The 12,703-nt window shown below is 69.7% G+C and carries 9 protein-coding genes and 1 pseudogene; 7 read left to right on the top strand and 3 right to left on the bottom strand.

Annotation, left to right across the window (positions count from 1 at the left end; genetic code table 11):
• A pseudogene (locus VF794_RS34530) lies at positions 1 to 879 on the bottom strand (hypothetical protein); the annotation flags it as partial.
• 125 nt (positions 880 to 1,004) lie between these two features.
• On the opposite strand from VF794_RS34530, the gene VF794_RS34525 reads away from it, so the two are divergent.
• The 4 genes from VF794_RS34525 (at position 1,005) to VF794_RS34510 (ending at position 6,028) form a co-directional block, all read left to right on the top strand.
• Positions 1,005 to 1,646: a sigma-70 family RNA polymerase sigma factor gene (locus tag VF794_RS34525; protein WP_331117380.1), complete on the top strand. Its 642-nt coding sequence runs from the start codon at positions 1,005 to 1,007 to the stop codon at positions 1,644 to 1,646.
• Positions 1,643 to 2,242 carry a hypothetical protein gene (locus tag VF794_RS34520; protein WP_331117379.1) on the top strand — a complete coding sequence of 200 codons (600 nt, stop codon included), beginning with the start codon at positions 1,643 to 1,645 and terminating at the stop codon, positions 2,240 to 2,242. The genes VF794_RS34525 and VF794_RS34520 overlap by 4 nt, the downstream gene beginning before the upstream one ends.
• Before the next feature lie 502 nt (positions 2,243 to 2,744).
• Complete coding sequence (locus VF794_RS34515; protein WP_331117378.1) at positions 2,745 to 4,535, top strand: hypothetical protein; 1,791 nt, start codon at positions 2,745 to 2,747, stop codon at positions 4,533 to 4,535.
• 113 nt (positions 4,536 to 4,648) lie between these two features.
• Positions 4,649 to 6,028, top strand: coding sequence for a hypothetical protein (locus VF794_RS34510; protein ID WP_331117377.1), 1,380 nt, complete (start codon positions 4,649 to 4,651; stop codon positions 6,026 to 6,028).
• A 27-nt stretch (positions 6,029 to 6,055) separates the two neighbouring features.
• Here VF794_RS34510 and VF794_RS34505 read toward each other — a convergent pair whose 3' ends face one another.
• Both VF794_RS34505 and VF794_RS34500 read right to left on the bottom strand, forming a co-directional pair.
• Positions 6,056 to 6,646 carry a TetR/AcrR family transcriptional regulator gene (locus VF794_RS34505; protein WP_331117376.1) on the bottom strand — a complete coding sequence of 197 codons (591 nt, stop codon included), beginning with the start codon at positions 6,644 to 6,646 and terminating at the stop codon, positions 6,056 to 6,058.
• 147 nt (positions 6,647 to 6,793) lie between these two features.
• Positions 6,794 to 8,533 (bottom strand): hypothetical protein, encoded by a 1,740-nt coding sequence (locus tag VF794_RS34500; protein ID WP_331117375.1) that lies wholly within the window; start codon positions 8,531 to 8,533, stop codon positions 6,794 to 6,796.
• 182 nt (positions 8,534 to 8,715) lie between these two features.
• On the opposite strand from VF794_RS34500, the gene VF794_RS34495 reads away from it, so the two are divergent.
• From VF794_RS34495 to VF794_RS34485, 3 genes are all read left to right on the top strand, one after another.
• Complete coding sequence (locus VF794_RS34495) at positions 8,716 to 9,573, top strand: DUF2381 family protein (RefSeq protein ID WP_331117374.1); 858 nt, start codon at positions 8,716 to 8,718, stop codon at positions 9,571 to 9,573.
• Positions 9,570 to 11,369: a serine/threonine-protein kinase gene (locus VF794_RS34490; protein WP_331117373.1), complete on the top strand. Its 1,800-nt coding sequence runs from the start codon at positions 9,570 to 9,572 to the stop codon at positions 11,367 to 11,369. Before VF794_RS34495 ends, VF794_RS34490 begins: the two co-directional genes overlap by 4 nt.
• 226 nt (positions 11,370 to 11,595) lie before the next feature.
• Positions 11,596 to 12,540 (top strand): HNH endonuclease, encoded by a 945-nt coding sequence (locus tag VF794_RS34485; RefSeq protein ID WP_331117372.1) that lies wholly within the window; start codon positions 11,596 to 11,598, stop codon positions 12,538 to 12,540.
• The last annotated feature ends 163 nt before the right edge of the window (positions 12,541 to 12,703 follow it).

Below are 12,703 nucleotides of genomic sequence, written 5' to 3'. Positions count from 1 at the left end.
CGACAGCGTCCCGGACGTCGGCCACGGGCACACGTTCCTCGGAGGCCGCACGAGGTTGGCGAGCGTCACCGCCCCCTTCGTGCCATCGAGGAACTCCTCGGTGTACGAGCCGTTGAGGGTCCGCACCGGCGGCGTGTCGCTGGAGAACGTGACGCTCGTGGAGCCCTTCAGGTGCACCGAGCGCACCACCGTGCCCGTCTCGTCGGTGAGCGTCCGCGTCACGTCCGTCTCGGTGATCTTCTCCTGCGGCGGGGAGTCGCCGATGAGCTGGGTGCTCGAGGAGGTGGTGCCCTGCACCGACGCGATGGCCCCCTCGTCGTTCGTGCGCGAGATGCTGAACGCCACCGTCTGGTTCTGCGTCACGGCACCCTGGCAGTCCTCGGACGCGGAGTAGGTGTAGGTGATGTCCACCGTGCCGCTGGAAGGACCCCCGTGCCGCCTGCCGCCACCCTCGGGAGGAGGAGGCCGCTTGCCATCGGCGGGCGGGGTTCCCCGCGTGGCTCCACCACCGCCCTGCTGGCCGCCTTCGCTGTGGCCGCCCCCACCGTGGCCGCCCCCACCGGGCCGCGCGGGCGCCGCGCAGTCCGTCCACTCGAGGTGGACCGTGGCCGGCAGGCTCTTTCCGCACACCTCGATGTTCGTGATGTCCGGGCTCGCGTCACAGTGGAAGCCCTCCACCGCGTCCGGGCGCAGCGCATGCATCCCGCGCATCAGGCTCGACACCTCCACCGCGTCGCTCGAGTCCGAGGAGGCCTCCACGGCCTGGGACACCATCGTCGTGGCGTCCTCCGTCGTCGACTCCGAGCCGCATCCAACCGTCATCGTGCCCGCGACGAGTGCACCCGCGAGCCACAGACCGCCCCTCATCTTGTGAGTCATTCGCGCTCCCTTGAGTTTCACCACCACACCAGCGCCCGTAGGACGAGAAGGGTATTTTTCGTGTTCCCGGCACCGCGTTTTCGCCGCTTGCGGAACGACCCGCGCACGCGCCTACAGTGGGCGCCTTGAGTGAGAACGACGAACTCCGCGCATTGATCGCCGAGGCCCAGGACGGCAACGTCCGCGCCTTCGAGCTCCTCGTCTCTTCACACCTGCCCCAGGTGCGCCGCTTCGCGCGGGCCTTCGCGTCCTCGGACGCGGACGTGGATGACCTCGCGCAGGAAGCGCTGGTGAAGGTCTACAAGAGCCTGCGCTCCTTCCGCTTCCAGTCCGCCTTCAAGACGTGGCTCTACTCCGTGGTCCGCAACGTCTTCTTCGACGCCGTTCGCAGCCGCTCGGGCCGGGAGCGCTCCTTGGAAGAGCCCCTCGCGGCGGACCACTCCCAGGCACCTTCGAGCGCCGAGACCCCCGACGAGGGTCTGGCCCGAGAAGAGGAGCGCCAGCGGTTGTGGCGGGCCCTGCGGGCGCTTCCGCCGGAGTTCCGCACGGCGGTGGTACTCTTCGATGTGGAAGGGCACTCCTATGAGGAGGTCGCCGCCATCGAGGCGGTGCCCATCGGCACCATCAAATCGCGCCTCTCGCGGGGCCGGGCGTTGCTGCGCACCCTCCTGGCGGGCGGGCAGGCGCCAGATGCCTCGGCGAATACAGGTGGAGCGGGAACATCCGACAGCGGCGTTCCGTCCCAAGGACGTAGGAGTGGGAAATGACCGAGCCTGAAGAGACGGAAGATCGCGCGCTGCGAGAGCGACTGGGTGCGCTGCGGGAGGACCCCGCCGATCTCGGCTTCCAGGCCTCGCTCCACCGCCGACTGGTGTCGGCCGGCCCTCCGGAGCCCGCCCCGGGGTGGGACCGTGTGCGCTGGTTCTTCCAGCGGGGCGCTCCGTGGCTGTGGCCGGCGATGGGTGCGGCGGCGGGTGTCGCCGCCTTCCTCATGATGAGCGCGGTGCAGCCGCCTCCCGTCCCTCCGGCCGTGCTCGCCGAGGCCTCGCGCCCGCTCGAAGTGCCCGGCACCCAGGTTCCGGTCAGCAAGGTGGCGGTCATCAAGCTGGACTTCACGGCGGACGTGGCCGTGGAGGAGGCGGACTTCCAGGTGAGCCTGCCCGAGGGCCTGTCTTTCTGGGCGGACGGCCAGGAGCTCGAGCTGCGCTCCTTCCAGTGGACCCAGGCACTGAACGCGGGGAGCAACGTCATCCCCATCGCGGTGCGCGGGCAGAAGCCGGGCCGCTACCTCGTGACGGCCCAGGCGCGCACAGGCAACCAGACAATCGAGCACGACGTGGTGCTCGAGGTGACAGAGGGATGAACTCGACCCGGGCACGGCTTCCAGCAGTCCTCGCGGCGCTCGTGCTGCTCGTGGCCGGGGCCGCGCGCGCACAGGCGCCGGCGGCACCTCCACCCGCGGACACCGGAGCGGCCCGTGCGCCAGAGGTGCCTCCGCCCGCCGCGCAGCCGCCCGCCCCACCAGCGCCCGGTCCGGAGTCGCGTGCCCACGTGCGCAGCTCCCATACGGTGGACGTCATCGCACCGGGCGAGCAGGTGGACACCATCCTCGGTCGGATGCGCGTGGATCGACCCACGCCGCCACCTCGGGGTGACACGGCCCGGCCGGCGCCCGGCCCGGAGACCCGTGGACCACGTGGCAAGGAGACCCGTGGGCCTCCCTCGGGCCCCGGTCGATCGGGAGGAGCGCCGCGTCCTGGCGATGACGGGCGCGCACGGCATCACTCGCCGAGGACCGACGGCGCCCCGCCTCCACCCTCTTCGCAGCCGCCTCCTCCTCCGCCTCCACGATGATGGTCGCTCCAGTGCTCACCCTCGTGGCGATGCTGGTCTCAGCGGACCCGCTCGCCGAGGCGAAGCAGGCGTTCGCCGAGGGTCAATACGTGGAGGCGGAGCGGCTGGCGCTACGAGCCGCACAGCCTCCACGGGAGGGGACCGCGCTCTACCTGGTGGGGCTGGCGCGCTTTCGTGCCGGGAAACCCGCCGAGGCACTGGTGGCCCTCGATGCAGCGGGAGCGGCACAGGACGCGCCCGAGCGCGCCGGGTGGAGCTTCAACCGGGGTGCTTGTCTCTATGCGCTGGAGCGCTTCGCCGAGGCCGAGCAGGCCTTCCTCGAGGCCGCGGAGGACGCGTCGCTCGCACGCATCGCCTGGGTGAACGCCGGCTTCGCCGCGCTCGACGGGGGCTCGCCCGAGCGGGCCGCACAGTGGGCGGAGCGAGCCAGGCCGGGTGCCTCCGAGCGGGAGGCCGTGCTGGTGGAGGAACTGCTCTCCCTCGTCGCCGGTGCGCGGGGGCGCGCCGAGGACGAGGCGGCGGAGGCGTACCGCCAGGGGCTGGCGTCCTTCGACGCGGGGCGCTTCGAGGAGGCCCGCGCCTTCTTCCTCCAGGCCGCGAAGGGGGACCCGACCTCCGGCCGGGCGCTGCTCATGGCCGGGGCCTCGGCCTGGCGGCTGGGGGAGCGCGAGGCGGCGCGAGAGGACGTCACCTCGGCGCTCGCTTTGCGACTGGAGCCGCGAGACAGGCGGACGGCACGCGACTACCTCGACCGACTCTCCTTCGGTTTGCGCGCCAATGGCCGGGGGCTCCAGGCGTCGGGGAGCGCGGGCGTGGGTTTCGACAGCAACGTGCTTCAGGTCGGCGTGGCGGCGCGCGACGTCTCCGGCTCGAGCTCCACCGAAACGGCGAGCGCTTTCGCGGAGGTCGGGCTCGGGCTCGTGGCGCGCTTCCGGCTGTCGGACACGCTGTTCGCCGACCTCTCCTACGGTGGGACGCAGCGGGCGTATGCGCTGACCGATGTCCACGACTACTCGCTTCAGCTTCACCGCGCGACCGCGGCCCTGGAGTGGGACGTGGCTCGCCGCGTCCGCCTGGGCGTCTCGTCCTGGGGGGACCTGTTCTTCACCGGCCTGTCGGACTTCCGCGGGCTCCAGGCCTCGGTGAGTGGCTCGGCGTGGCTCGCGTTGGATGAGAGCGATTGGACGAGCACCCGGCTCGAAGTGTCCCTCGCCCACAAGGAGGGACTGCTCAGCGAGTTCAGCTACCTCACCGGACAGCGCCTGGATGCGACGCTGTCCCAGGAGCTGCGTCTGCGGACCCTGGGGCTCACGGCGTGGTACCGCTACCGCGAGGATCGCATCGGGACGCTGGAGCAGGCCGTGACGGGAGGCACCACGGGCATGTCGCAGACGTATGTCATCCCCTTCGCCTGGGCCGGGCACGCCGTGGGCGCGTCCGCGCGTCTGGTATTGAGCGAGCGTTTCGACGCGAGCCTGAACGCCGAGGTGGAGCGGCGCGGCTACCTGGGCGACAGCTACCTGCGGGTCCAGGCGGCGGATGGGAGCGAGGGGGAGTGGGGGCGCCGACGGCGCGAGGACGTCCGCTTCGTCCTCGGCCCCGCGGTGAGCGCCCGGTTGTCGAGCCAGCTCCAACTCTCCGCGCGGTACGAGCTGCTGGTGAATACGTCCAACGTGGACACGCGACTGGCGGATCCCAGCGGGGCGTGCGTGGCACCGGATTACCGGTGCCACCGCTACGACTACACGAACGGGAACTACCAGAAGCACCTGGTGATGCTGGAGCTGGGCGCCACGTGGTGAGTCGGTTGGAATCCATCTTGATTTGCCGATTAACTATGATTTACAAGGTGTTCCTACCTGAGGCGAAGCATACGTCCAACCCGTGGGCGCGCGCCCAGGAGAGGGACCGACACATGTGGAGCAAGGGATATAGCGTGGTGCTGGCGCTCGTCGTCGGCGTGTTCTCAGCCTGCGGGCCGGTTGACGAGGCGGAGCTGCCCGTCGCCCGCCAGGGCATCGAGATGTGCCCGGCGCAGGTGAGGGCGCAGGACGCGGACGGCCTGTCCACCGCCTCCTGTGAGGTCTGCGGGGATGGCATCTGTTCCCTCTCGGAGAGCAGCTGGTGCGGCCAGGACTGCGGCCCCATCTGCGGAGACGGAATGTGTGATTGGAGCGAGTCGGTGAGTTCCTGCGCCATCGACTGTGGCTACTGCGGGGATGGTCTCTGCTCAATCTACGAGTCCACCACCAGCTGCGCCCAGGACTGCGGCTCGCGCTGCGGGGACGGCGTGTGCAACGGCACCGAGCACGCCTCCTTCTGCGGGACGGACTGCGACCTGCCCCTCTCCCTGCCCGTGGACAAGGTGCAGTACTGCCGCAGCGGCTTCTTCTGCAACGACACCGTCTCCTTCCCCGAGTACCAGGTCTGGGAGGACAACGGGGTGGCGGATGAGAAGCAGAAGAAGACGTTCCTCTCGCGCGCATCCAACCCCCCGAGGAGCAGCGTGGAGCGGCTCGTCTTCATCGCCGCGGGGCAGCAGAGCAACTATGACGATGATACCGCCACCCTCCTCACCGGTCAGAGCGATGACTGGAACACCTTCGATAGGACGGACAAGACGAAGTACGTCTACACCCACCCGGATTCGCTCGCGCACCAGATGTTCCATTGGACCCCCTGGCAGCTGAGCAACACGTCGGTGAACCTCGCCTTCGACGCGCGCTTCAACTTCGACTTCGCGGAGGGCGAGAAGCAGGACATCGAGGACGCGTACTACCAGTGGCTGCGCAACAAGTTCGAAACGGGCAGAATCCGCTCCATCTACCTGGCCGGCTATAGCCGCGGCGGGTGCCTGGTGGCCCGGCTGGCCAGCCGCTTCAACCGCGACCTGCCGAACGTGCCGCTCATCGTCCACATCTTCGATGGGGTGTGCGCCCCCGTCTCCGTCACCCATCCGGGGGATGCACCGGAGTGGGGGCTCTCCACGACGGATTTGGATAACCCGTTCAACTCCGACTACTACGCCTACAAGGTGGACATGTTCCATCGCTTCCCCAACCGGAACCGGCTGGCCGTGCTCAATCAGGTGGGTGGGGACAAGGTCATCGTGGACCAGGCGCGCGCCTTCACCCACCATGACGCCACGGAGCCGACGTGGGAGCTGTTCGACAACGGCCGCCGCTGGTACAGGCAGACCTGGCACAATCTGGAGCACGTGGCCATGGACAACCATGACCGGGTGAACGACGCCCTCCAGCACCTGTACGCGAGCTGCGTGGACCTGGGCTGCTGAGGCCCGTCGCCCAATGGCGTCGTACTTTTACTCCGGCGCCACTCCACGCCAGAAGATGTCCACCATGCGCTCCAGCCACGGGTCCGCCTCCTCCGAGGGAACGGGCTGGTTGGTGAGGTGGGCCAGGAAGTAGCGGTGCTGGATGCCCGCCAGGAAGAGGCTGGCCATGACGTTCGGGTCTCCGGCGCGCAGCAGGCCCCGCTCCTGGGCCCGGCGGAACCAGCCCGCCACCGTGCACAGGGCACGCGCCGGCGGGGGCACGTTGTCCTCGCCCCTCCACTCCTCGGGGGTGAGCCCCGCCTCTCGCAAGACGGCGAAGGCCGGCACCATCTTGCGGAAGAAGGCGTCGATGGTCAGTGCCACCTCGCGCAGCTGCACCTTCAGCTCACGCGCGTCCGGGCCCTCCTCCACCACGTGCAGCCACGGCGGCGTCTTCCCCACCGAGAAGGCCGCCTTGAGCAGCTCCTTCTTGCTGCCGAAGCGCTTGAGCAACGCCGGCCCCGACACCCCCAGACGCGCCGCGATGGCCTCGGTGCTCACCGAGGCCCCATGCTCGATGAAGCACGCGCGCGCGACTTCCAGGATGTCCTCGTCCAGGACCTGTCGGGGACGTGCCATGATTCCACCCGGGAATTGGTTAGCTAACGCTAACTAACTAACCCTCCGAGGGGGCGGAAGCAAGGGGGAGGCATGCCCAACCCATCAGGGTGGGTGCCCAGGCCGGAAGCGGACGAGCGTTGGGCTTCCAGCCAGGCTCGGTGCCCCTCACCGGGGCCGTACGGCCGCGTCGAGTTCGGCCTGGAAGGCGCGGTGGCGGCGGAAGCCCTCGCGAAAGCCGGCGAGCAGCACGTTGCCCCGGGCCTCCTCACCGCGCAGCCACAGCACCTCGGCGCAGGCGGCGAGCAGCACGGCCGCCTTGTCGTAGCTGCGGCGGTACTGGCGGCTGACGATGGAGCTGGCGCGCTTGCGGGCCACCTCCAGACACCACTCCAGCATCCGCTCCCGCTCCGGGGCGTCGAGGGTGAAGGCGGGAAGCGCCTCGGCATACGCGTGGGCCAGACGTTCCCGGAGCGCCTCGTCATGACGCGCGTCCCCCGAGCTCCACTGGCCGGCCTGGACGCCCGCGTCCAGCCCCCACTGCCAGGAGCGGGCCACGTTCCGGGGTAGCGCCCCGAGGGGCTGGCCGGACAGGAGGACGAGGAAGAGGGGCACCACGAGGCCCTGGGGGTTGTCGCCGTACGTCCAGCCGATGGCGCTCTCGGAGGCGGAGAGCTGGTGGGCCGACTCCCAGTCGTGGGCGAGCAGCCATGCCTGGGCGAGCAGCCGCCGATCGACGCGCACGGGCGTCTCGAGGTCGTCCTCGCCGGACAGCCGCACCATGGAGCCCGAGGGCCCGCGGGGTTGCTGGAGGACGTCTTCCAGGTGCCGGGCGGCCCGGCGCATCACCTGGGCGCGCTCGGGCTCGGAGGCCTGGGGCTCGCGCAGGGTCAACAGGCGCGAGAGGGTAGGGCGGGAGACGAAGGCCTCCCAGTGTGCTTCGCGCAGGGTGTCGGACTGCCCGAGCCGCTCGGCCGCCGAGGCGAGCACGTCGGCGATGGCCGCGCGCAGGGCGAGGCCGGCGGGGAGCACCGCGAGGGCTTCGCGGGCGGTGGAGAGGACCTCGTGGGGGGAGCCCTCTCGCTCCAGGGCGGCGAGCAGATCGAGGAAGGCGCGCGGGTGGCGGCCAGGCTCCGAGAAGGCGAGCGCGCGCAGCCCGGAAGCACCCTCGGAGAGGCCGATGGCCTCGCGCAGCCAGGCCTCGGCATCCGGGTCCTCGTGGGAGCGGAGGAGGGCCACCCACTCGCGCAGGAAGCCGTCGCGATCGGGAAGGGGCTCGGACGAGATGTCGAGCCACTCCTGGACGAGGGGCCGGGGACCCTCGGGGAGCAGCGAGCGCATGAGGCGCAGCTCCTCGAGGAGCACGGGGGCACGGTACTCGGGAGGGGTGGTGAGGTAGCTGGCGCGGAGATAACGGGCGCGGGCCTCGGGAAGGTCCACGTCGGGGAGGTGCTCGGGGCGGAGGCCACGCCCCCCCGCGTCCTCGTAATGGAGGAGGGCGAAGAGGTCGCTGTAGGCGGCGCGGGCGAGGTCGTACAGGCCGCGCTCGGAGGCCTCCTGGGCGCGGACGAAGAGGGCGGTCACGGGCTCCACGAACTCGGCGTAGGGGTTGACGAGATCCTCGTCGACCCCGTCCTCGTCCCAGGCCTTGGACTTCGCGGGGAGGGCCTGGGCGAGTTCGGCGATGTCCTCCAACAGCTCGTGCTGGCGGAGCAGGTCCGCGGGGGAGAAGGGAGTACGGAGGGATTGGAGGAAGGACAATCGCTCGGAAGGGCGGACCCGGGCGGCGAGGGCCCGGAGCAGGGTGCGCAGCTCCTCGGGGGAGCAGTCCTCCAGGAGGGACTCGACGGCCTCGCGGAAGATTTTGAGCGGCAGCTTCTCGGGAGAGGATGAGTGGACTTCGGCCATAGGTAGCTGGAAAATGACCTCTGCCGTCGGGTCCCGCCACCCGTGGCCGCTCGGCTGGTTCCTGTGCACGGAGCGGGACATGATGCGCCGAGTCACCCGAGAAGGGATGACTGCGGGGGTTGAGCAGTCCTTGCCCGGATGGACGGGCTCCTCTAGCCTGCCCGCCTGCTTTGGGAGACTCCGTGCGCCCTCGTTCCTGGACCGTCCTGCTCTGGGTCCTCTTCGTTTCCACGACAGCGAGCGGGCGGGAGTTGAGGCAGGGGACCGTGCTCGTCGCGGGACATCCGGGCGAGGGTCCTTCCGTGCTGTACGTGGCGGCGGGGACCGCGACCCTGGTGCGCTTCGAGGGGCTCGTCGAGCCGCGCGTGCTCCTGGCCCCCGACGAGAGGGAGCGCCTCCAGGTGGCCCCCCTGGGTGAGCGCTCCCTCGCCGTCGCACCCGTGAAGGACCTCGGGGAGGGGGAGCGCGTCCCGCTGGAGGTGACGGGGCGGACGGAGTCGGGGAGCCCGCTCACGCTCACGCTGGTGCTCGTCACCCGGCGGGACGAGGTGGACTCGGAGGCCTGGGTGATGCTCCCCGCGACGCGGCCCCGGTGGTCGGAAGCCACGGAGGAGGGGGACGTGGGCGCGGTGTCGAGGATGCTGCTCGCGAGCCATGTGCCGGAGGCCCGCCCGAGGCTGGCGCTCGCCGTCCCGGGGCGGTCTCAATCCCCCGAGCAAGTCACCGGCCTGCATGCGCGCGTGGACTCCGTGCTCCGCGTGGACCAGCACCTCTTCGTGACCGTGGCCATCAAGAACTGGGGTGTCACCCGCAGGCCCTGGCGGCTCGTCCGGGTCCGGCTGGAGGCCGGGTGCGTGGGGGCTCACGCGGGTGCGGACAGGACTCTTCCCGTCTTCATGTCCCACCGAGCCGTCGACGTGCAGTGGCAGTTCCACACCTTCGCGACCCGCATTCCGGAAGGAGTCGAGTGCCTGGGGGTGACGCTGGAGGAAGACGGCCCCCGGACGTTGCGCTTCGAGGGCGTGGAGGTTCCGCGATGACGAGGGCCTTCCACCCGGAGTTGCTCCAGCCGGGAGACACCGTGCGGCATTACCGGGTGGTCCGTCGCCTGGGCGGTGGGGGGTTCGCGACCGTCTTCCTGGTGGAGTCCGGGGGCAAGCCCTACACGATGAAGATAGCCGTGCGTCCCCCAAATGAGGACGAGGACGAAGAGGAGGCCCGCGAGGACGAGCGGGCCTTTCGTGAGGTCGTCTCGCTGGGACACTTCCGCCACCCCAACCTGGTGGCCGTCCACGAGATGGGCCGGTGGCCGGACCCGGAGAAGGGGTACTTCTTCTTCGTCACCGACTACGTCCCGGGCGCCAGCTTCAATACGTGGCGGTGGAGGACGGAGGCCTCGCTGCGCCAGTGGGTGCGCGTGGCGGCGGAGCTGGCCCTGGTGCTCGCGGAGCTGCACGAGCGCGGCGTGTGCCATCGCGACATCAAGGCAGACAACGTCCTGGTGCGGGACGGGGATGACAAGCCCTTCCTCATCGACTTCGGAGCGGCCTTCCTGCCGGGCGCCTACACGTTGACGCGGGGGCTGCCCCCGGTGACGCTCCACAACATGTCCCCCGAGGTCGCGGCCTTCCTGAGGGGCGGCGAATGGGAGGCGGGCGTGAGCTTTCCCGCGCATCCGGCGGCGGACCTCTATGCCTTCGGGGCCCTGCTGTACGAGGCCCTCACCGACTGCCATCCCTTCAACCCCCGCCTGCCGGCGGAGAAACTCCTGCTGGCCATCGAATTTCTCCCGCCGGTGGAGCCGGCGCGGTTGGACCCGCGAGTGCCGCCCGAGCTGAACGCGCTGGTGATGCGGCTGCTGGCGAAGGAGCCGGAGCTGCGTCCCCCGAGCGCCCGGGCCGTCCACGAGGAGCTGACGCGGCTGTTGGAGCGTGACGGGGACACGGAGCCCTGGCGTGTGCCCTACGGCTTTCCCCCGGCGCGTGGGGAGAAGGCTTCGCCCGAGGTGCGCCTGCTTCCCGCCGTCTCCGCGACGGCCCTCACCGCCGACCAGCCCGTGGAGGAACGCCCGCCGCCAGAGGAGGGGACGTCGCGACCTCGCGTGGGGAGGAGGCCGTGGCTCGCCGTGTTCGCCCTCGTGCTGGTGTTGCTCGGGTTAGGGTCGTGGCTCGTCCGCGTGGCACCTACCGACAAAGGAACCCCACCCATGTTCTCGTCCGCGACCGATGAGGCCTCCTGCCCCCCGTCCTTCACCTTTCCGAGGTCCTTGCGCGAGGTCTGTGTGCTGCTCGGGGCCTGCGCCGCTTCGGTGAACCTCCTGGCCTGCGCGAGAGCACCCGTGCGCCCCGACATGGGCGGCTTCCTCGAACGCTGCCCTCCCGAGGCACTCGAGACGGCCGCACGGCTGAAGCTCAAGCGTGTCGTGGGCGTCGAACTGGTGACCCACACCTGGGCGGGTGTCGAGGAGGACGAGGCGTTCAACGTCAGGACCGGACCCATGGAAGGCTGGATGGCCGTTTTTGTCACGATGGACGAGATCGTGGCCCACCGGGTCACGGGCGAGGCGAAGGTGTTCCCGGATCGGGTCTACATCCAGTTCGATCGGATCTACCTGGATCAGACCCACCCGACGCCCGGGCGTGTCCCGACACCCATCTGTGCCGTGGCCGTGCACGACTATGGAGAGGAATTCGGCGTGCCGACGTTCGCGGCGAGGCCGAACGGGGGCGTCGAGGTCGACCCGGCCAAGGTGGACCGAAGCCCCGACGCCACGGTGATCAACTCCAAGGGGATCCCCGTGTACATCCAGCGCCCCGGGGTCCGCTTCCCCAAGTGAGTGCGGCAATCAGACCCGGTAGCGCTGTTTCGAGGTCGTCCACGAACGCGTCGGTCATGAAACCTTGTGCTCCGTCTTCTGTTTGCCGACTGGTGGCGTGCGTTCTGAATCGGATGCTCGCGGTGAGGCTGAACGAGAACGTCGAGGCGGCAGGTCTCCCGAGCCGCTGAAGACGCGGCGGGTAGGTTGTCGGGTGGGGGCGGGCCCGATAACCTGGTCGGCGCCGATGCCCCTACCAACGGTGGACCCAGACTGGGAGATTCGCGCCACGGCCTTCCAGACTCTGGAGTGGCTGGTGACCCGGCACGGGCCCACGTTGGCGTGGGACGTCATCCAGCGCGGCTTTGACTTCAAGGATCAGCACCTCCACTTCGCCACCAAGGCGCGCGGCATCTTCCGGCCGAAGGAGATGCGAGGCGAGGGGCCGCTCTCCATAAAGACCATCATTCCGCGAGGCAATCGCCCCGTGCCCTATGAGGAATCCCAGAAGGGAGTGGGGGTATTCGTCTACAAGCTGCAGGGGAATGACCCGGACAACCGGGACAACCAATTGCTCCAGTGGGCGTGGAAGTGGTCGGTGCCGCTGATCTACTTCTATGCGGTCGAGGTGGGCGTGTACCAGCCCATCTGGCCCATCTTCATTCGGGGAATCGATCGGGAGCGGCTGGAGTGCACGCTCTCGGTGGATGACGAGGTGCTGGCGGAGCGGGAGCGAAGCGTTCCGATGGTGGCGGATGCGAGGGCCATCGAGATCCGCCGCCAGTACGTGACGGTACAGGCGAAGCGGAGGCTGCACCAGTCGCGCTTCCGGCTGGAGGTGCTGAGGGCTTACGAGCAGCGGTGCGCGGTGTGCCGGCTGCCGAGGCCCGAGCTGCTGGACGCGGCGCACATCGTCGCGGACCGGGAGGAGACGGGGGATCCGGTGGTGCCGAACGGGCTGGCGCTGTGCCGGTTGCACCACGGCGTGTTCGACACGGACCTGATGGGCATCCGGCCCGACGGGGTCATCGAGCTGTCCCAATCCCTGATCGAGACGCGGGACGGCCCAACGTTGGAGCACGCGGTGAAAGCCTTCCAGGGCCAGCACATCCATCTCCCCCGGCTTCCCAGGGACCAACCGGGACAGCGGTTCCTGGAGGCGCGGTATGAGCGCTTCCGCAAGGTGGGGTGAGTTGGCGTCAACAAGCAGTATCTGTCCGGTGCGTCCTCGCGGTCATGGACTGGCGTTCGCGAGTCGTCCCATGCGCTTCTTGAGCCAGTAGATTGGAACCTGGCAGTACGGAGACAGCATGCCGCCCGCGTTCGGGTGCTGGAGAACGGCGAGTTCTTTCTCC

It is taken from the genome of Archangium sp. (assembly GCF_036389735.1).
Classification (GTDB): Bacteria; Myxococcota; Myxococcia; order Myxococcales; family Myxococcaceae; genus Archangium.
Note: the sequence above shows the minus strand (reverse complement) of the source record. Positions and strands in the feature narration are given on the sequence as shown.